The organism is Streptomyces sp. NPDC093109 (genome assembly GCF_040701725.1).
In the GTDB taxonomy this organism is placed as follows: Bacteria; Actinomycetota; Actinomycetes; order Streptomycetales; family Streptomycetaceae; genus Streptomyces.
This window is the reverse complement of the sequence record NZ_JBFBEZ010000059.1, coordinates 20578-40062: the sequence shown is the minus strand read 5'-3', so window position 1 is coordinate 40062 and position 19485 is coordinate 20578. Positions and strand designations below refer to the sequence as shown.

General features: G+C 72.3%; 18 protein-coding genes. 14 read left to right on the top strand and 4 right to left on the bottom strand.

Annotation, left to right across the window (positions count from 1 at the left end; translation table 11 throughout):
* Positions 1–89: 89 nt before the first annotated feature.
* Complete coding sequence (locus AB0389_RS34650) at positions 90–872, bottom strand: enoyl-CoA hydratase/isomerase family protein (protein WP_366399529.1); 783 nt, start codon at positions 870–872, stop codon at positions 90–92.
* A 164-nt stretch (positions 873–1036) separates the two neighbouring features.
* Between AB0389_RS34650 and AB0389_RS34645 the strand changes: the two genes are divergently transcribed.
* The gene (locus AB0389_RS34645) at positions 1037–1546 is read left to right on the top strand and encodes an ATP-binding protein (protein ID WP_366399528.1); all 510 of its coding nucleotides are present in this window, start codon (positions 1037–1039) and stop codon (positions 1544–1546) included.
* Here AB0389_RS34645 and idi read toward each other — a convergent pair.
* From idi to galE, 3 genes are all read right to left on the bottom strand, one after another.
* A complete protein-coding gene (idi, locus tag AB0389_RS34640; protein ID WP_366399527.1) occupies positions 1521–2114 on the bottom strand; it encodes an isopentenyl-diphosphate Delta-isomerase in 594 nt (197 codons plus the stop codon). The two genes, AB0389_RS34645 and idi, sit on opposite strands and share 26 nt — an antisense overlap.
* 86 nt (positions 2115–2200) lie before the next feature.
* A complete protein-coding gene (locus AB0389_RS34635; protein ID WP_366399526.1) occupies positions 2201–3139 on the bottom strand; it encodes a cation diffusion facilitator family transporter in 939 nt (312 codons plus the stop codon).
* A 169-nt stretch (positions 3140–3308) separates the two neighbouring features.
* Positions 3309–4301: a UDP-glucose 4-epimerase GalE gene (gene galE, locus AB0389_RS34630; RefSeq protein WP_366399525.1), complete on the bottom strand. Its 993-nt coding sequence runs from the start codon at positions 4299–4301 to the stop codon at positions 3309–3311.
* A gap of 277 nt (positions 4302–4578) precedes the next feature.
* Between galE and AB0389_RS34625 the strand changes: the two genes are divergently transcribed.
* The 13 genes from AB0389_RS34625 to AB0389_RS34565 all read left to right on the top strand — a co-directional run bounded on the left by AB0389_RS34625 (position 4579) and on the right by AB0389_RS34565 (position 19484).
* Positions 4579–6480 (top strand): DUF5941 domain-containing protein, encoded by a 1902-nt coding sequence (locus tag AB0389_RS34625; RefSeq protein WP_366399535.1) that lies wholly within the window; start codon positions 4579–4581, stop codon positions 6478–6480.
* Positions 6477–7226 (top strand): phosphocholine cytidylyltransferase family protein, encoded by a 750-nt coding sequence (locus tag AB0389_RS34620; protein ID WP_366399524.1) that lies wholly within the window; start codon positions 6477–6479, stop codon positions 7224–7226. Before AB0389_RS34625 ends, AB0389_RS34620 begins: the two co-directional genes overlap by 4 nt.
* Entirely contained in the window at positions 7214–8275 is a 1062-nt protein-coding gene (locus tag AB0389_RS34615; RefSeq protein WP_366399523.1) for an iron-containing alcohol dehydrogenase family protein, read from the top strand. The genes AB0389_RS34620 and AB0389_RS34615 overlap by 13 nt, the downstream gene beginning before the upstream one ends.
* A complete protein-coding gene (locus AB0389_RS34610; RefSeq protein ID WP_366399522.1) occupies positions 8253–9032 on the top strand; it encodes a CDP-alcohol phosphatidyltransferase family protein in 780 nt (259 codons plus the stop codon). The genes AB0389_RS34615 and AB0389_RS34610 overlap by 23 nt, the downstream gene beginning before the upstream one ends.
* Positions 9033–9076: 44 nt before the next feature.
* Positions 9077–9922: a glycosyltransferase gene (locus AB0389_RS34605; protein WP_366399534.1), complete on the top strand. Its 846-nt coding sequence runs from the start codon at positions 9077–9079 to the stop codon at positions 9920–9922.
* A 108-nt stretch (positions 9923–10030) separates the two neighbouring features.
* The gene (locus AB0389_RS34600; protein WP_366399521.1) at positions 10031–10960 is read left to right on the top strand and encodes an ABC transporter permease; all 930 of its coding nucleotides are present in this window, start codon (positions 10031–10033) and stop codon (positions 10958–10960) included.
* Positions 10953–11741, top strand: a complete 789-nt coding sequence (locus AB0389_RS34595) for an ABC transporter ATP-binding protein (RefSeq protein ID WP_366399520.1) — start codon at positions 10953–10955, stop codon at positions 11739–11741. Before AB0389_RS34600 ends, AB0389_RS34595 begins: the two co-directional genes overlap by 8 nt.
* Positions 11742–12142: 401 nt before the next feature.
* A complete protein-coding gene (gene hpnC / locus AB0389_RS34590) occupies positions 12143–13063 on the top strand; it encodes a squalene synthase HpnC (protein WP_366399519.1) in 921 nt (306 codons plus the stop codon).
* Positions 13060–14010, top strand: coding sequence for a presqualene diphosphate synthase HpnD (gene hpnD / locus AB0389_RS34585; protein WP_366399518.1), 951 nt, complete (start codon positions 13060–13062; stop codon positions 14008–14010). The genes hpnC and hpnD overlap by 4 nt, the downstream gene beginning before the upstream one ends.
* A 145-nt stretch (positions 14011–14155) precedes the next feature.
* A complete protein-coding gene (hpnE, locus tag AB0389_RS34580; protein WP_366399517.1) occupies positions 14156–15550 on the top strand; it encodes a hydroxysqualene dehydroxylase HpnE in 1395 nt (464 codons plus the stop codon).
* Between the two features lie 53 nt (positions 15551–15603).
* Positions 15604–16662 (top strand): polyprenyl synthetase family protein, encoded by a 1059-nt coding sequence (locus AB0389_RS34575; protein WP_366399533.1) that lies wholly within the window; start codon positions 15604–15606, stop codon positions 16660–16662.
* 135 nt (positions 16663–16797) lie between these two features.
* Positions 16798–18804, top strand: a complete 2007-nt coding sequence (shc, locus tag AB0389_RS34570) for a squalene--hopene cyclase (RefSeq protein WP_366399516.1) — start codon at positions 16798–16800, stop codon at positions 18802–18804.
* Entirely contained in the window at positions 18804–19484 is a 681-nt protein-coding gene (locus AB0389_RS34565) for a 1-hydroxy-2-methyl-2-butenyl 4-diphosphate reductase (protein ID WP_366399515.1), read from the top strand. The genes shc and AB0389_RS34565 overlap by 1 nt, the downstream gene beginning before the upstream one ends.
* Position 19485 lies beyond the last annotated feature (1 nt).

Here is a 19485-nt window from a genome sequence, read left to right as displayed (position 1 = left end):
CCTCGTAGCGGAGCTACTAGGGCATTTCGGCAACGCCGCGAGCGTGCGTGCCACGCCCCGCGAGCCCAGATCACAACCCCACACAGGCCCTAAGGACGGAACCCGGCGTCCGAAGGGGCGTGGGGTACGGGCCGGTCGAACACCGGCGCGCGCCCCTCCAGGAAGGCGGCGACCCCCTCCGCCGTGTCGCCCCCGGCGCGCGCCCGCTCCGCCCAGTACGCGCCCCGGTCGGTACGGCCGGCGACGAACTCCTTGGCCGCCTCCTGGGTCAGCGCCGAGCGGGTGCCGAGCACCCGGGCGAACTCCGGGACCCGCTTGTCCAGTTCCCCGGCCGGCAGCACCTCGTCCACCAGCCCGGTGCGCAGCGCCCGCTCCGCGTCGATCAACTCGGCCGAGAACAGCAGGTACTTGGCGGTCGCGGGCCCCACGAGCGAGACCAGCCGCCGCGTCGACGGCTCCGGGTAGACGATGCCGAGCCGCGCCGGGGTGACGCCGAACCGGGCGCCCTCCTCGGTGAACCGCAGATCGCAGGCCGCCGCCAACTGGCAGCCGCCGCCCACGCAGTATCCCCGTACGGCGGCGATCGTCGGCCGGGGAAAGGCCGCGAGCGCCTCCTCGGCCCGTACCGCCAGCGCCGGCGGATCCTCCCGGGAATCCGGCCCCCGCAGCGACGCGATGTCCGCGCCCGCGCAGAAGGTGTCGCCCGCGCCGGTCAGCACCAGCACCCGTACGGCCGGATCCGCCGCCAGCCGGCCGAGCAGCGCCGGCAGCTCGCGCCACATCGGCACCGTCATGGCGTTGCGCTTGGCGGGGTGGTGGATGACCACCGTCGCGATGCCGTCCGTGACGGTGTGCAGCAGTCCGGGCTCCATACGCCGGATGGTATCCCCGGGGCGGACAGCGGTCGGAGACGATCCCGTCACGCCCATTAGGCGCCAATTACCACTGACTTGTGTTCAACACCTCGGGGCGCGCCCGCCCGGTCCGCAGACTCGGGGGCATCGCACAGGGTCGAATCGAAGGTGGGTACCCCAGCATGGAGAGCCGCACGAGCGTTCCGGCCGCGGTCCGGCCGCTGCCGTACGAGGGGGTCTGGCGCTTCACCGCTCCCGCCGTCGACGTCTCCGTACCGCGGGCCCGGCACACCGTGCGCGATCTGCTGAGGCGCCGGCGCGTACCGGTCAGGGACGGCGTCGTGCGGAGTGTGCTGCTCATCGTCTCCGAGCTGGTCACCAACGCCGTACGGCACGCGGCCGTGCTCTCGCCCGAGTTCGCCGTGGAGATCGCCGTCGGCGCGGAGTGGATCCGGGTCTCCGTCGAGGACGGCCATCCCTACCGGCCCACGGCCCTGGAGACGGACCACGCGCGGACCGGCGGGCGCGGGCTGCTGCTCGTGCGCGAGCTCACCCGTGAGGCCGGCGGCGGCTGCGGTGTCGAGCACACCGCCGGCGGGGGAAAGATCGTCTGGGCCGTCCTGCCCCTCATGTGCCCGGTGGCCGTGGAGCCGCCGGGCGGGAGTGTCACCAGCCCCCGGCCGGTCCGGTGAGTTCCCTGACGGCCGGGCGCGCGGCGTCCAGCACGGTCATGAACCACGCGGAGAACGGCGCCTCGGCATGGCGTGCGGCCAGCTCGGCCGGCGTGACGAACGCGGTCTCGCCGACCTCCTCCGGGTCCGGGGCGAGCCTGGACGGCGCCAGCCCGACGAAGAGGTGGTTGTACTCCTGCTCGACCAGCCCGGACTCGGGGTCGGGGTGGTTGTAGCGCACCGTGCCCGCCTCGGCGAGCAGCGAGGGCGAGATGCCCAGCTCCTCGTGGGTGCGGCGGGCGGCGGCGGCGAACGGCGCCTCACCGGGGTACGGATGCCCGCAGCAGGTGTTCGACCAGACACCGGGGGAGTGGTACTTGCCGAGCGCGCGGCGCTGGATCAGCAGCCGTCCCCGCTGGTCGAAGAGGAAGACGGAGAACGCCCGGTGCAGCCGGCCCGGTGGCTGATGGGCGCTGAGCTTCTCGGCGGTGCCGATGGTGTTGCCGCTCTCGTCGACCAGCTCCAGCATGATCGTTTCTTGTGCGCCGTTCGACGAGCTGTTCGCCGTAGTGACTGGTGTGGTCGGCATAACCATCCTTCGCTTCGGGCCTCAGCTGCCAAGTCTGCCGTACAAAAGCCCCGTGTCCGCACTTCGGGGGCGCGGGCATGTCCGGTTCAGTGGCAGAGCCCCGCCTCGTGCTCCGCGTGGCCCCCCGGCTCCAGCTGGAACGTGCAGTGCTCGACGTCGAAGTGATGGCCGAGGCAGCCCTGGAGATCGTGGAGCATCTTCTCGTGGCCGGCCGCGTCCAGCGCGTCCTGGTCGACCACCACATGCGCGGAGAGCACCGGCATTCCCGAGGTGATCGTCCAGACATGCAGATCGTGCACGTCCGCGACCCCGGGCAGGGCCAGCATGTGTGCCCGTACCTCGTTCATGTCCACATCCTTCGGGGCCGCCTCCAGCAGCACGTCGAGCGTCTCCCGGAGCAGCTTGAGCGTACGCGGAACGATCATGAGGCCGATCACCAGGCCCGCGATCGGGTCGGCGGTCTGCCACCCGGTGGTCAGGATGATCGCGGCCGAGACCAGCACGGCGAACGAGCCGAGCGTGTCCGCGAGGACCTCCAGATAGGCGCCGCGCACATTGAGGCTCTCGCGCTGTCCGCGCATCAGCAGGGAGAGGGAGATCAGATTGGCGAGCATGCCGATGACGGCGAAGACGATGGTCAGCCCGCCCTTGGTCTCCGGCGGTGTGACGAAACGGTCGATCGCCTCGTACAGCAGGAAGCCGCCCACGCCGAGCAGCAGCAGACAGTTGGCCAGCGCGGCGAGGATCTCGGCCCGCGCGAAGCCGAAGGTTCGCTTCGTGTCGGCCGGCCTGGCCGCGAAGTGGATCGCCAGCAGCGCCATCGCCAGCCCCACCGCGTCCGTCGCCATGTGCGCCGCGTCGGCGAGCAGGGCGAGCGAGTCGGCGAGGATCCCGCCGACGATCTCGATCACCATCACGGACAGCGTGATCGACAGCGCGATCCGCAGCCGGCCGCGGTAGGCGGCCGTCGCGGTGCCCGGCGGCGGTCCCGCGTGCGTGTGTCCGTGGTTGTGCCCTGCCCCCATGAGGCGTCCTTCCCGGTCGTCCCGACGATGTCCCGACCACGCCAGATGAACACGGGTGGGGGGTATCCGGCAACACGGCACTGAACACCGTTGTCATCTGCTCTGACCTGCGGAAATGTCCGCAGGTCAGCGAGGTTCGGGCGGCGGCACGGCCCGGCCGGGAGTCGGCTCAGCCGACCGGGGCCACCGGATGGCGCAGCCGCCAGCCCTCCCAGGCCGACTCGACCATCTCGCGCATCCCGCGCCGCGCCGTCCAGTCCAGTTCCTCGGCGATCAGCCCGACCGCGGCGACCGCCCGCGCGGCGTCCCCTGGCCGCCGCGGGCCGATCACCGGCGGGGTACGGTCGCCGGTCACGTCCGCCACCAGACCGGCCAGCTCGCGGACCGAGACGCCCTCGCCGCGGCCGATGTTGACCGTGAGGTCCCCGTACTCCCCGGACGCGTCCCTCTCCGCCAGCCGGCGCGCGGCGGCGAGATGCGCCTCGGCGAGATCGGCGACATGGATGTAGTCGCGGACACAGGTGCCGTCCGGGGTCGGATAGTCGGCGCCGAAGATCGCCGGAGCCTCGCCCCGGGAGATCCGGTCGAAGAACATCGGGACGATGTTGAACACCCCGGTGTCCGACAGCTCGGGCCGGGCCGAGCCCGCCACATTGAAGTAGCGCAGACAGCCGGTGGCGACCCCGTGCGCCCGCCCGGCCGCCCGGACCAGCCACTCGCCCGCGAGCTTGGTCTCGCCGTACGGATTGATCGGCACGGCCGGGGTGCTCTCCGTGATCAACTCCACATCGGGCACGCCGTACACGGCGGCGGACGACGAGAAGAGGAAGCGCCGGACATCCGCCGCCACCACGGCCTCCAGCAGCACCGTCAGCCCGTGCAGGTTCTCCCGGTAGTACGCCAGTGGGCGCTCGACGGACTCGCCCACCCGCTTCTTCCCCGCGAGGTGCACCACCCCGGTGACCCGGTGCCCGGCGAGCGTGCGGTCGACCAGCTCCCGGTCCAGCACCGAGCCCTCGACCAGCGGGATCTCCGGCGGCAGCCGCTCGGCGAAGCCGCTCGACAGATCGTCGAGAACGACCACCCGCTCACCCGCGCCGGTCATGGACCGCGCGACATGTGCCCCGATATAACCCGCTCCGCCTGTGATCAGCCACGTCATGGGGCCACCCTAGGCGGTGTCCGGGAACGGTCAGGGTCCGTGGCCGGAGCGGACCGGGGTTTGTGGGGCCGGGGCCGATCGATGATGATGATCACCAGGTGGAGCGTGATGACGCGGCCACCCGGCGTCCGGCGGGACAACGAGCCCCGAACGGGCGGTGAACTCCCGCTTCCCGCCATCCGATAGCCTCTGCCGACGTGCCGCCGCCCGGACATCCCGGATTTCCCGGGTGCCCCGCCGCGCCCCCAGCCCTGTCAGTGCCAAGGAGTGAGTTCGTCTGTCGACCGCCATCCTCGCCGGTCCTCCGGTACCCGGATCGCCGCTCGAAGGCGATCTCCGGGCGCTGGGTTTCGACGTGCACACCGCACCGGACGCCGACGGCGCCCGGCAGCTGATCGCCTCGGCCGCCCCCGGTGAGCGGGTCGCCCTCGTCGACCCCCGCTTCGTCGGCCATGTCCACGCGCTGCGCCTGGGGCTCACCGACCCCCGGTTCCCCGCCGCCGCCGTCCCCGGCGCGCTCACCGTCCAGCCCGAGGCCAGGCCCGCGCTGCTGCGCGCCCTGACCGCCGCGGCGGACGCCGGCGACCGGCCGCAGGCCGGCGCGGACGGTCCTGGCCGGAGCGCGGCCACCGCCGTCGCCGCCCAGGCGCCGCGCACCGGATCCCCGGCCGCCGCCCTGCCCGACCGCCTCGCCGGCGCGCTCGACGCCGACGGCACCGCGGTCACCCGGCCGGAGCTGGGGTCGCTCGTCGCCGCCGTACCGGCCGACCCGGACGCCAGGACGCGCGCGGCCGACGCCGTGGCCGCCGTGGACGACGAGGCGGTACGGCTGCGCTCCGCCGTGAAGGCCCGCGACGGGTTCTTCACCACCTTCTGCATCAGCCCGTACTCCCGCTATCTCGCCCGCTGGTGCGCCCGGCGCGGACTGACCCCCAACCAGGTCACCACCGCCTCGCTCGTCACCGCGCTGATCGCGGCGGCCTGCGCGGCCACCGGCACCCGCGGCGGCTATGCCGCCGCCGGGGCGCTGCTGATCTTCTCGTTCGTCCTGGACTGCACCGACGGACAGCTCGCCCGCTACTCGCTCCAGTACTCCACGCTGGGCGCCTGGCTGGACGCCACGTTCGACCGCGCCAAGGAGTACGCGTACTACGCGGGACTCGCGCTCGGCGCGGCGCGCGGCGGCGACGACGTATGGGCGCTCGCGCTCGCCGCGATGGTCCTCCAGAGCTGCCGGCACTTCATCGACTTCTCGTTCAACGAGGCCAACGCCGACGCCGCCACCGCGGCGGCCGACGGCAAGGCCGTGGTGGGCACCCCCACCTCCGCGCTCTCCAGCCGGCTCGACAGCGTCGGCTGGACGGTCTGGGTACGCCGCATGATCGTCCTGCCGATCGGCGAGCGCTGGGCCATGATCGCCGTACTGACGGCCCTGACCACGCCCCGGATCGTCTTCTACGCCCTGCTCGCCGGCTGCGCCTTCGCCGCCTGCTACACCACCGCCGGCCGGGTGCTGCGATCGGTGACCCGCAAGGCCGTCCGCACCGACCGCGCCGCCCGCGCGCTCGCGGACCTCGCCGACTCGGGACCGCTCGCGGAGGGTGTCGGCCGGGTGCTGCGCCGCCCGGCCCGCGCGCTCCCCGGCGCGCTGCCGTTCCTGATCGCCCTCGCGGGCGGCGCCGCGCTCGTCGCCGCCGGGGCCCTCGCGCCCCTCGACGGCCCTGTGCCCCTCCTCGGTGTCCTGGTGTACGTGCTGACCTCGGGGTTCGCCGTCGCCCGCCGGATGGGCGGCGCCCTCGACTGGCTCGTCCCGCCGGTCTTCCGGGCGGCCGAGTACAGCACCGTCCTGGTCATCGGCGCCCGCGCCGACGTCCCCGGCGCCCTGCCCGCGGCGTTCGGGCTCGTGGCGGCCGTCGCCTACCATCACTACGACACGGTGTACCGCATCCGCGGCGGCGCCGGAGCCCCGCCCCGCCGGCTCGTCCTGGCGCTCGGCGGGCACGAGGGCCGTACGTTGCTGGTCGTGCTGGCCGCCGCCCTCGCCACGCGTGGACTCGACCTCCCGCCGGCCCTGACGGTCCTCGCCGTCGCCGTGGCGCTGGTCGCGCTCGTGGAGTCCATCCGGTTCTGGGTCTCCTCCGGAGCCCCCGCCGTACATGACGAAGGAGAACCCGCATGATCGGCCTCGTACTCGCCGCCGGTGCCGGACGGCGCCTGCGCCCCTACACCGACACGCTGCCCAAGGCCCTCGTGCCCGTCGACCCCGCCGGGGAGGGCACCACCACCGTCCTCGACCTCACGCTGGGCAACTTCGCCGCGGTCGGCCTGACCGAGGCCGCCATCGTCGTCGGCTACCGCAAGGAGGCCGTGTACGCGCGCAAGGCCGCCCTGGAGGAGACGTACGGGCTGAAGCTCACCCTGATCGACAACGACAAGGCCGAGGAGTGGAACAACGCCTACTCCCTCTGGTGCGCCCGCGATGTCCTCGCCCGGGGCGTGATCCTCGCCAACGGCGACACCGTGCACCCCGTCTCCGTCGAGAAGGACCTGCTCGCCGCGCGCGGCGAGGGCCGCCGGATCATCCTCGCCCTCGACACGGTGAAGCACCTCGCCGACGAGGAGATGAAGGTCATCACCGACGGCGCCGGACGCGTCGCCCGCATCACCAAGCTGATGGACCCGGACACCGCCACCGGCGAGTACATCGGGGTCACCCTGATCGAGCCCGAGGCCGCCGCCGACCTCGCCGACGCGCTGCGGACCACCTTCGAGCGCGACCCCGACCTCTACTACGAGGACGGCTACCAGGAGCTGATCGACCGCGGCCTCACCATCGACGTGACGCCCGTGGGCGACATCCCCTGGGTCGAGATCGACAACCACGCCGACCTCGCGAAGGGCCGGGAGATCGCGTGCCAGTACTGACCCGGCTGATCCCCTCGCCGGTCGTCGTCGACATCAGGACCGGCGCCATGGACGGTCTCGCGGGGCTCCTCGCGGACCAGCGGATCTCCAACTCCGGCCGGCTCGCGATCGCCATCAGCGACGGCTCGGGCCGGGCCCTGCGCGACCGGCTCGGTCCCGTGCTCCCCGACGCCGACTGGTGCGGCGTCGCCGACGGCACGATCGACTCGGCCGTCAAGCTCGCCGACGACATCAAGGGCAAGCGGTACGACGCGGTGGTCGGCCTCGGCGGCGGCAAGATCATCGACGTGGCCAAGTACGCCGCCGCCCGGGTCGGGCTGCCGATGGTGGCCGTCGCCACCAACCTCTCGCACGACGGCATCTGTTCGCCGGTCTCCATCCTCGACAACGACAACGGCCGCGGCTCGTACGGCGTTCCGACGCCCATCGCGATGGTCGTCGACCTCGACGTGATCAGGGACGCCCCGCCGCGCTTCGTACGCTCCGGGATCGGGGACGCCGTCTCCAACATCTCGGCCATCGCCGACTGGGAGCTGTCGCACCGGATCAACGGCGAGTCCGTCGACGGGCTCGCCGCCGCCATGGCCCGTACCGCCGGCGAGGCCGTGCTGCGCCATCCCGGCGGCGTCGGCGACGACGAGTTCCTCATCGTCCTCGCCGAGGCGCTCGTCCTCTCCGGCATCGCCATGTCGATCAGCGGTGACACCCGCCCCTCGTCCGGCGCCTGCCACGAGATCAGCCACGCCTTCGACCTGCTCCACCCCCGGCGCGCCGCGCTCCACGGCGAACAGGTCGGCCTCGGCGCGGCCTTCGCCATGCATCTGCGCGGCGCCCGCAAGGAGTCACAGTTGTTCACCGAGGTCCTGCGCCGGCACGGACTGCCGGTGCTGCCCCAGGAGATCGGCTTCACGCCCGACGAGTTCGTCCAGGCCGTCGCCTACGCGCCGCAGACCCGTCCCGGCCGCTTCACCATCCTGGAACACCTCGACCTGTCCACCGACCAGATCAGGGACGCGTACGCCGACTATGCCAAGACCATCAGTAGCTGAACTCCGCCCGGTCGTACACCCGGTGGGAGTGAAGGACCGGCGCAGCGGTGAGCACTGGGCCGGGCGCCTGTACATGCGGGAGATCTCGCTGCGTGTCGACCGGTACCTGGTGAACACGCGGGTCACGCCCAACCAGCTGACGTACGTGATGACCGTCGCCGGTGCCCTCGCCGCCCCCGCCCTCCTGGTGCCGGGCATCACGGGCCCGCTGCTCGCCGTGGTGGCCGTCCAGCTCTATCTGCTGCTGGACTGCGTCGACGGGGAGATCGCCCGCTGGAAGAAGCAGTACTCGATGACCGGGGTGTACCTGGACCGGGTCGCCGCTTACCTGTGCGACGCCGCCGTTCTGGTCGGCTTCGGGCTGCGGGGCGCCGACCTGTGGGGCACCGGCCGGATCGACTGGCTGTGGGCCTTCCTCGGTACGCTCGCCGCCCTCGGCGCCATCCTGGTCAAGGCCGAGACCGACCTGGTCGGCGTCGCCCGTCATCAGCAGGGGCTCGCCCCGGTCAAGGAGTCGGCCTCCGAGCCGCGCTCGTCCGGTATGGCGCTGGCCCGCAGGGCCGCCGGGGCGCTCAAGTTCCACCGGCTCATCCTCGGTATCGAGGCGTCCCTGCTGATCCTTCTCCTGGCGATCGTGGACTCGGTCAGGGGCGACCTGTACTTCACCCGCCTCGGCATCGCGGTCCTCGCCGGGATCGCGCTCCTCCAGACGCTCCTGCACCTGGTCTCCATCCTGGCGTCCAGCAGGCTGAAGTGAGCGACGCGCGGTCAGGACCGACCCTGGGCGCGGTGATCATCACCATGGGGGAGCGCCCGGTCGAGCTGCGGGCGCTGCTCGACTCGGTCGCCCGGCAGGACGGCGACCCGATCGAGACCGTCGTGGTCGGCAACGGCGCCCCCGTGGGCGCCGTCCCGGCCGGGGTGCGGACCGTCGAGCTGCCCGAGAACCTGGGCATCCCCGGCGGCCGGAACGTCGGCATCGAGGCGTTCGGCGAGGCCGGCCGCGAGGTGGACGTACTGCTCTTCCTCGACGACGACGGGCTGCTGGAGCGGACGGACACCGCCGAGCTGGTCCGCGCCGCGTTCGCCGGCGATCCCGCCCTCGGCATCGTCGGCTTCCGGATCGCCGACCCGGAGACCGGACTCACCCAGCGCCGCCACGTGCCCCGGCTGCGCGCCGCGGACCCGCTGCGGTCGTCCCGGGTGACGACGTTCCTCGGCGGGGCCAACGCCGTACGGACGAAGGTCATCGCCGACGTCGGGCCGCTGCCCGGCGACTTCTTCTACGCGCACGAGGAGACCGACCTCGCCTGGCGCGCGCTGGACGCCGGCTGGATGATCGACTACCGCGCCGACATGGTGCTGCTGCACCCCACCATGCCGCCGTCCCGGCACGCGGTCTACCACCGCATGGTCGCCAGGAACCGGGTCTGGCTGGCCCGCCGCAATCTGCCGGCGCCCCTTGTCCCCGTCTACCTCGGGGTGTGGCTGCTGCTCACCCTGGTCCGGCGGCCCTCCGTACCGGCGCTGAAGGCGTGGTTCGGCGGGTTCAGGGAAGGCTGGGCGACGCCGTGCGGACCGCGCCGTCCCATGAAGTGGCGTACGGTGTGGCGGCTGACCCGGTTGGGACGACCACCCGTCATCTGACAAGCTCGCATCGCTTCTGAGAGCATCGGGCGTACTCCCCCCAGGGGCACGGTTTCCGTACCCCCCTGCCCGACCGGCTGCGCATCTTGAACACGAAAGTTTCAACTTGTGAGTGACACAACCCAAGAGGGTGCGATCGCTGTGAGCGCCCCCCCTTCGCCCGACGACGGTCTGTCCCCGGCGGAGCTCGCCGCCAAGTACGGGCTGGCGGTGAGCGGTGCCCGGCCCGGACTGCGGGACTACGTCAGCCGGCTGTGGGGCAGGCGCCACTTCATTCTGGCGTTCTCCCAGGCGAAGCTCACGGCCCAGTACAGCCAGGCGAAGCTCGGGCAGCTCTGGCAGGTGGCGACGCCGCTGCTGAACGCCCTTGTCTACTACCTGATCTTCGGACTGATTCTCGGTACCAGGAAGGGTTTCTCGCAGGAAGTCTTCATCCCCTTCCTCGTCACCGGCGTCTTCGTCTTCACCTTCACGCAGAACTCGGTGATGGCGGGCGTCCGCGCGATCTCCGGGAACCTGGGACTGGTCAGGGCCCTGCACTTCCCCCGGGCCTCGCTGCCGGTCTCGTTCGCGCTGCAGCAGCTCCAGCAGCTGATGTTCTCGATGATCGTGCTGATCGTGGTGGCCGTCTCCTTCGGCAGCTACCCGCGGCTGACCTGGGTGCTGGTGCTGCCCGCGCTGGCGCTCCAGTTCCTCTTCAACACCGGGCTCGCGCTGATCATGGCGCGGCTGGGCAGCAAGACCCCCGACCTCGCCCAGCTGATGCCCTTCATCATGCGGACGTGGATGTACGCGTCCGGCGTGATGTTCTCCATCCCCGTCATGCTGGAGGGCAAGCCCTCCTGGATCGCGGACGTCCTTCAGTACAACCCGGCCGCGATCTACATGGATCTCGTCCGGTACGCGCTGATCGACGGGTACGGAGCGGAGAACCTGCCCGCGCACGTCTGGGCGGTCGCGCTGCTGTGGGCCGTGCTGCTGAGCGTGGCCGGTTTCGTGTACTTCTGGAAGGCTGAGGAGCGGTACGGCCGTGGCTGAGGAGCAGAAGCAGGGACGGATCCCCACCGTCATCGCCGACGACGTGCACATCGTGTACCGCGTCAACACCGGGGGCAGTGCCAGGGGCAGCGCGACCGCGGCCCTGAGCCGCATACTCCGCCGCGAGAAGACCGAGTCGGCGCGCGGCGTCCGCAAGGTGCACGCCGTCCGGGGGGTCAGCTTCACCGCGTACCGCGGCGAGGCGATCGGACTGATCGGCACCAACGGCTCGGGCAAGTCGACGCTGCTGCGCGCCATCGCCGGGCTGCTGCCCGCCGAGAGCGGCAAGGTCTACACCGACGGCCAGCCCTCGCTGCTGGGCGTCAACGCGGCCCTGATGAACGACCTGACCGGTGAGCGCAATGTCATCCTCGGCGGTCTCGCCATGGGCATGACGCGCGAACAGATCCGTGACCGGTACCAGTCGATCGTCGACTTCTCCGGCATCAACGAGAAGGGCGACTTCATCACCCTCCCGATGCGGACGTACTCCTCCGGCATGGCTGCCCGGCTCCGGTTCTCCATCGCCGCGGCCAAGGACCACGACGTGCTGATGATCGACGAGGCGCTCGCCACCGGCGACCGCAGGTTCCAGATCCGCTCCGAGCAGCGGATCCGCGAGCTGCGCAAGGAGGCCGGCACGGTCTTCCTGGTCAGCCACAGCAACAAGTCGATCAGGGACACCTGCGACCGGGTGCTCTGGCTGGAGAAGGGCGAGCTGCTGATGGACGGCCCGACCGACGAGGTCATCAAGGCGTACGAGAAGGAGACCGGCAAGTAGCCGGTTCCCGGAGCGGACGTGCGGCCCCCGCCGGAGCGGCTCCGGCGGGGGCCGGGCCGTGCGGGGGCGGGCCGGGGGCCCCGGGGGTCATGTCTGGGCCAAGTCCATTGCGCCCGGGGAAGGTTGGGGGACATTGCGACGCTCTTGTAACGCGCCCCACACCCCGGCGTGTTCCCCTTGGCCGTACAACGTAAGCTGGGCCGGGCCGATTCACGGCAAGTGGGGCCAATACCCGCAGGGCCGAGCGGCCCGCCGAGCGGCCTCCGGTACTCGGTGTGACGGGCGGCGTGTCCGAAATGGGATGTATTGAGTCGGCAGTGTAGAACGGGAGATGTGACGGCAATGACGGAAGATCTCCAGCTCCGCGAGAGTTCCGCCGTCCCCGTACCGGGCCGTTCGCGGTGACGGCCACCCCTCGGGCGCGTCCCGACTCCTCCTCGCGCACCACCCTGGACAAGGCCGCCGACGAGAACTTCCCGGTGGCCCCGTTCTTCCTGCCGCGCGCCTGGCGCGACGACCTGATGGCCGTGTACGGCTTCGCCCGGCTCGTCGACGACATCGGCGACGGCGACCTGGCCCCCGGCGGCGCGGACGCCCGCCACCTCGGCGTCGAGCTCGCGCGCGCCGACGACCGGGTGGCGCTGCTCGACGCCTTCGAGGCCGACCTGCGGCGCGTCTTCGCCACGGAAGGACCGGAGCCCCGGCACCCGCTGCTGCGCGGCCTGATCCCGACCGTACGGCGCCGCTCGCTCACCCCGGAACCCTTCCTCGGACTGGTCGCGGCCAACCGCCAGGACCAGCTGGTCCGGCGGTACGAGACCTACGACGACCTGCTCGCCTACTGCGAGCTGTCCGCCAACCCGGTCGGCCGGCTCGTCCTCGGCATCACCGGCACCGCGACCCCCGAGCGGATCCGCCGCTCCGACGCCGTCTGTACGGCGCTCCAGATCGTCGAGCACCTCCAGGACGTGACCGAGGACCTCGGCCGCGACCGCGTCTATCTGCCCGCCGAGGACATGAAGCGCTTCCGTGTCACCGAGGCGGATCTGTCCGCCCCGACCGGGAACGCGTCGGTGCGCACCCTCATCGCTTACGAGGCCGAACGGGCCCGGCTGCTGCTCGCCGAAGGGGCGCCCCTGGTGGGCAGCGTCCACGGCAGGCTCCGGCTGCTGCTCGCCGGATTCGTCGCCGGAGGGCGCGCCGCCCTCGTCTCGATCGCGGCCGCCGGGCACGATGTGCTGCCCGGGCCGCCCAAACCCACCAAGCCGCGTCTGCTGCGCGAAGTGGGAGCTGTCCTGCGAAGTGCGCACAGAGAGGGGTGAGCCGGAACGTGGAGGGACAGACGCCCATGTCCGCGCCGGTACTGGCGGCCTACAGCTACTGCGAGGCCGTCACCGGACAGCAGGCCCGTAATTTCGCCTACGGCATCAGACTGCTGCCGACCGACAAGCGGCAGGCCTTGTCCGCGATGTACGCCCTCGCCCGCCGGGTGGACGACATCGGTGACGGCACGCTGGCGCCGGAGACCAAGCAGGCGCGGCTCGACGACACCCGCGCCCTGCTGGACCGAGTCCGCGCGGGCGAGGTCGACGAGTACGACACCGACCCGGTCGCGGTCGCGCTCGCGGACGCCGTCCGGCGCTTCCCGATCCCGCTCGGCGGACTCGACGAGCTGATCGACGGCGTCCTGATGGACGTGCGCGGCGACACCTACGAGACCTGGGACGACCTGAAGGTCTACTGCCGGTGTGTCGCGGGCGCCGTGGGCCGGGTGTCGCTCGGTGTGTTCGGCACGGTGGAGGGCGCGCCGGGCGCCGAGCGCGCCGCCGAGTACGCCGACACGCTGGGGCTCGCCCTCCAGCTGACCAACATCCTCAGGGACGTGCGCGAGGACGCGGGCAACGGGCGGACGTATCTGCCCGCCGACGACCTCGCCAAGTTCGGCTGCTCCGCCGGGTTCCGGAGCGCCACCCCGCCGCCCGGCGCCGACTTCGCCGGGCTGGTGCACTTCGAGGTACGGCGCGCCCGCGCGCTGTTCGCCGAGGGGCTGCGGCTGCTGCCCCTGCTGGACCGGCGCAGCGGTGCCTGTACGGCCGCCATGGCGGGGATCTACCGGCGGCTGCTGGACCGTATCGAGCGCGACCCGGAGGCCGTGCTGCGCGGCCGGGTCTCGCTGCCGGGGCACGAGAAGGCGTATGTCGCGGTGCGCGGGCTGTCCGGACTCGACGCCCGGCACATCTCGCGGCAGAGCGTCAGGAGGCGCGGCTGATGCGGTACCGCGCGCGGGGCGCGGAGGGCCTGTCCGTCACCGGACGCTCCTTCCGCCCCCTTTCGAACGTATGCGCCCATCGATTTCGCTCAACCCCTCGTTCGAATGACGCGTCCCTGACTACGACGGCCGTAGGAGGGAACGTATGAGGTCGACCGAGGACGGCACACGGGCCCACCACGCGGTCGTGGTCGGCGCTGGGCTCGCCGGGATCACCGCCGCCCTTCAGCTCGCCGACGCGGGGGTGCGGGTGACGCTCGTGGAAGGACGGCCCAGGCTCGGCGGACTCGCGTTCTCCTTCCGGCGCGGGGACCTCGTCGTCGACAACGGCCAGCACGTCTATCTGCGCTGCTGCACCGCCTACCGGTGGTTCCTCGACCGGGTCGACGGCGCCGCGCTCGCGCCGCTCCAGGACCGGCTGGACGTCCCCGTGGTCGACCTCGACGCGCCCGTCGGCCGCCGGCTCGGCCGGATCCGCCGCACCGGGCTGCCCGTACCGCTGCATCTGGCGCGGGGGCTCGCCACGTACCCGCACCTCTCCCTGGCCGAACGCGCCTCCGTCGGCCGCGCCGCGCTCGCGCTCCAGCGGCTCGACCTCGGCGATCCCGCCCTGGACGACACCGACTTCGCCAGCTGGCTCCGTCGGCACGGACAGTCCGACCGCACCATCGAGGCGCTCTGGGACCTCGTCGGCGTGGCCACCCTCAACGCCACCGCGCCGCACGCCTCCCTCGCGCTCGCCGCGACGGTCTTCAGGACCGGACTGCTCTCCGAGCCCGGCGCCGCCGACATCGGCTGGGCCCGCGTCCCGCTCGGCGACCTGCACGACACACTGGCCCGCAAGGCGCTGGACTCCGCCGGCGTACGGACCGAGCTGCGCACCCGCGTCCACTCCGTCACCCGCGCCCCCGAGGGCGGCGGCTGGCACGTGGACGTGGACGGCGAGCGCCTCGACGCCGACGCCGTCGTGCTCGCCGTACCCCAGCGCGAGACCCACGACCTGCTGCCCGCGGGCGCGCTCGACCACCCGGAACGGCTGCGGGAGATCGGCACCGCGCCGATCCTCAACATCCATGTCGTCTACGACCGTCCGGTCCTGCGCCGCCCGTTCTTCGCCGCGCTCGGCACCCCCGTCCAGTGGGTCTTCGACCGTACCGACGCCTCCGGACTGAAGGAGGGCCAGTACCTGGCGCTCTCCCAGTCGGACGCCGCCGACGAGATCGACGCCCCCGTCTCGGAGCTGCGCGCCCGCTACCTTCCCGAACTCGAACGCCTGCTGCCCCCCGTCAGGGACGCGGAGGTACGGGACTTCTTCGTCACCCGGGAGCGGACAGCGACGTTCGCTCCCACCCCCGGCGTGGACCGGCTGCGGCCCGCCGCCCGTACCCGCGCCCCCGGCCTCTTCCTGGCCGGCGCATGGACCGCCACCGGCTGGCCCGCGACCATGGAGGGCGCTGTGCGCAGCGGCTTCAGCGCCGCCGGCGCGGCCCTCTCCGCACTCGGACGCCGCCACGAACACCCCTTGGAGGAGGCGGCATGAGCCCGAGTACCGCACCAACGAGTACTGGAACAAGAGGAGAGACCGTGCCGACCGTGCCCCCGGCCAACCCGGCTGTCGACACCGCGGACGTCTACGCGCTGCTGGAACGCGGCAGAGCCCTGTCCACACCGGTGCTGCGCGCCGCCGTCGACCGGCTCGCCCCGCCCATGGACACCGTCGCGGCCTACCACTTCGGCTGGATCGACGCCGACGGCCGGCCCGCCGACGGCGACGGCGGCAAGGCGGTGCGCCCGGCGCTCGCGCTGCTCTCCGCCGAAGCGGCCGGAGCGCCCCCGGAGACGGGCATCCCCGGCGCCGTCGCCGTGGAGCTCGTCCACAACTTCTCGCTGCTGCACGACGACCTGATGGACGGCGACGAGCAGCGCCGTCACCGCGACACCGTCTGGAAGGTGCACGGCCCCGCCCAGGCCATCCTGGTCGGCGACGCGCTCTTCGCCCTCGCCAACGAGCTGCTGCTGGAGATCGGCACCGTCGAGGCGGGCCGGGCCACCCGCCGGCTGACCACCGCCACCCGCAAGCTGATCGACGGTCAGGCCCAGGACATCTCCTACGAGCACCGCGAGCGGGTCACCGTCGAGGAGTGCCTGGAGATGGAGGGCAACAAGACCGGTGCCCTGCTGGCCTGCGCGGTCTCCATCGGCGCGGTCCTCGGCGGCGCCGACGACCGGACGGCCGACACGCTGGAGGCGTACGGGCACCACCTCGGTCTCGCCTTCCAGGCCGTCGACGATCTGCTCGGCATCTGGGGCGATCCCGAGGCCACCGGCAAGCAGACCTGGAGCGATCTGCGTCAGCGCAAGAAGTCCCTGCCGGTCGTCGCCGCGCTCGCCGCCGGCGGTCCGGCGTCGCGTCGGCTCGGCGAACTGCTCGCCGCCGATGCGAAAAGCAATGATTTCGAGACCTTTTCCGAGGAAGAGTTCGCCACCCGCGCGGCGTTGATCGAGGAAGCTGGTGGCCGCGAGTGGACCTCTCAGGAGGCCCGCAGGCAGCACGCGGTCGCCATCGAGGCTCTGGATGGTGTGGACATGCCGGAAAAGGTCAGGGCGCAGCTCGTCGCGCTCGCCGACTTCGTCGTCGTACGGAAGAGATGATCACGATTCACTTATGCCTTCCTTCTGGGTGATGACCCCCATATCCCGAGCAGTCGCCGTCCGCCGCCCCTAACCAGCGCCGGACGACGGAGACCCCAGCACAGCAGAAGCACACCACTGCACGAAGGGGAAGCCATGACAGCGACGACCGACGGAAGCACCGGGGCCGTGGGACCCCGCGCACCCTCGGGCAACGGAACGACCGATACCGCGCAGCTCGCCGAGGGCGGTGACCTCCGGGTCGCCGCCGAGCGGGCCACCGCACGGTCCGTCGAGCATCTGCTCGGCAGGCAGGACGCCCAGGGCTGGTGGAAGGGCGACCTGGCCACCAATGTGACGATGGACGCCGAGGATCTGCTGCTCCGTCAGTTCCTCGGGATCCAGGACCCCCGCACCACCCACGCCGCGGGCCTCTTCATCCGGGGCGAGCAGCGCTCCGACGGCACCTGGGCCACGTTCTACGGCGGCCCCCCGGACCTCTCCGCCACCGTCGAGGCGTATGTGGCGCTCCGGCTGGCCGGGGACCGGCCCGACGACCCGCACATGGCGCGCGCCGCCCAGTGGGTGCGTAGCCGGGGCGGCATCGCCGCCAGCCGGGTCTTCACCCGGGTCTGGCTGGCGCTCTTCGGCTGGTGGAAGTGGGACGACCTGCCCGAACTCCCGCCCGAACTGGTCTTCCTGCCCAAGTGGTTCCCGCTCAACATCTACGACTTCGGCTGCTGGGCCCGGCAGACCATCGTGCCGCTCACCATCGTCTCGGCGAAACGGCCCGTACGGCCCGCGCCCTTCCCCCTCGACGAACTCCACGCGGGCCCCGTCGCCGGCGGGACCGCCCTCGCGCCCGTGGCCAGCTGGGACGGTGTCTTCCAGCGCCTCGACAAGGCCCTGCACCTCTACCACAGAGTCGCCCCGCGCAGACTCCGCCGCACCGCCATGAACGCCGCCGCGCGGTGGATCATCGAGCGCCAGGAGAACGACGGCTGCTGGGGCGGGATCCAGCCGCCCGCCGTCTACTCCGTGATGGCCCTGCATCTGCTCGGCTACGACCTCGACCACCCGATCATGCGCGCCGGACTCGAATCGCTCGACCGGTTCGCCGTCTGGCGCGAGGACGGCGCCCGGATGATCGAGGCGTGCCAGTCGCCGGTCTGGGACACCTGCCTCGCGACCATCGCCCTCGCCGACGCCGGGCTGAGCCCCGACCATCCGGCGCTGGTCAAGGCCGCCGACTGGATGATCGGCGAGCAGATCGTCCGCCCCGGCGACTGGGCCGTACGCCGGCCCGGACTCACCCCCGGCGGCTGGGCGTTCGAGTTCCACAACGACAACTACCCCGACATCGACGACACCGCCGAGGTGATCCTCGCGCTGCGCAGGGTCGGCCACCCCGACCCCGAGCGGCTCGACGCGGCCATCGAGCGCGGCGCCCGGTGGAACCTGGGCATGCAGTCGCGGAACGGGGCCTGGGGCGCCTTCGACGCCGACAACACCAGCCCCTTCCCCAACCGGCTGCCGTTCTGCGACTTCGGCGAGGTCATCGACCCGCCCTCCGCCGATGTCACCGCGCACGTCGTCGAGATGCTCGCCTACGAGGGCAGGGCCCACCACCCGGTCACCCGGCGCGGAGTCGAGTGGCTCCTCGCGGAACAGGAGACCTTCGGCGGCTGGTTCGGCCGCTGGGGCGTCAACTACGTGTACGGGACGGGGGCGGTGGTGCCCGCGCTCACCGCCGCCGGACTGCCGCCCGCCCACCCCGCGATCCGCCGCGCCGTCAGCTGGCTCGAATCCGTCCAGAACGAGGACGGCGGCTGGGGCGAGGACCTGCGCTCGTACCGCGAGGAGGACTGGATCGGACACGGCGCCACCACCGCCTCGCAGACCGCCTGGGCGCTGCTCGCGCTCCTCGCCGCCGGGGAACGGGAGAGCAAGTCCGTCGAGCGGGGCGTCGCCTGGCTCGCCGAGACCCAGTGCGAGGACGGCTCCTGGGACGAGCCGTACTTCACCGGCACCGGCTTCCCCTGGGACTTCTCCATCAACTACCACCTGTACCGGCAGGTCTTCCCGCTCACGGCGCTCGGCCGGTACGTCCACGGAGAGCCCAAGGCCCTCACCGCCCTCGCCGGCACGCGCAAGGGCAGCTGATGGAACGGTCCCCGGGGCCGTCTCCTCGCCCCGGCGCCTCCGGTCCGGCCGTACCGCTGCTGATCGCCTGCGCGCTCGGCATCGAACGCTTCGCGCTGCGCGCCGCCCCGCGCGGCGGCCGGGCCGGGGCGGCGGGGCCGGTCACCCTGCTCCGTACCGGCATGGGCCCCGCCAACGCCGAGCGCGCCGTGGCACGCGCGCTCGCGGAGCCCCGGCACCGGGACGCGGCCGTCCTCGCGTCCGGGTTCTGCGCCGGGCTCGCCCCGGGGATGAACCCCGGCGATCTGATCGTCGCCGAGGAGACCCGCGGCCCGGACGCCACCACCCCCTGCACGGGCGTAGGGGCCCTGGTCGACGCCCTGGTCAGGGCCGTACCCGGGCATACGGTCCACACCGGCCCGCTGACCGGATCCGACCATGTGGTGCGCGGCCGGGAGCGGGCCGAGCTGCGGACCACCGGGGCGCTCGCGGTGGACATGGAGTCCGCCGCCACGCTCCGCGGCGCCCTGCTGTCCGGCCCCCGCCCGGTTGCGGCCGTCCGGGTGATCGTGGACGCTCCGGAGCATGAGCTGGTCCGTATTGGCACGGTACGCGGTGGAATATCGGCCTTCCGTGTTCTCCGTGCCGTCCTTCCCGCTTTTCATGAATGGCACCGTTCTTTGCTGCTCCCCAGGAGGTGAG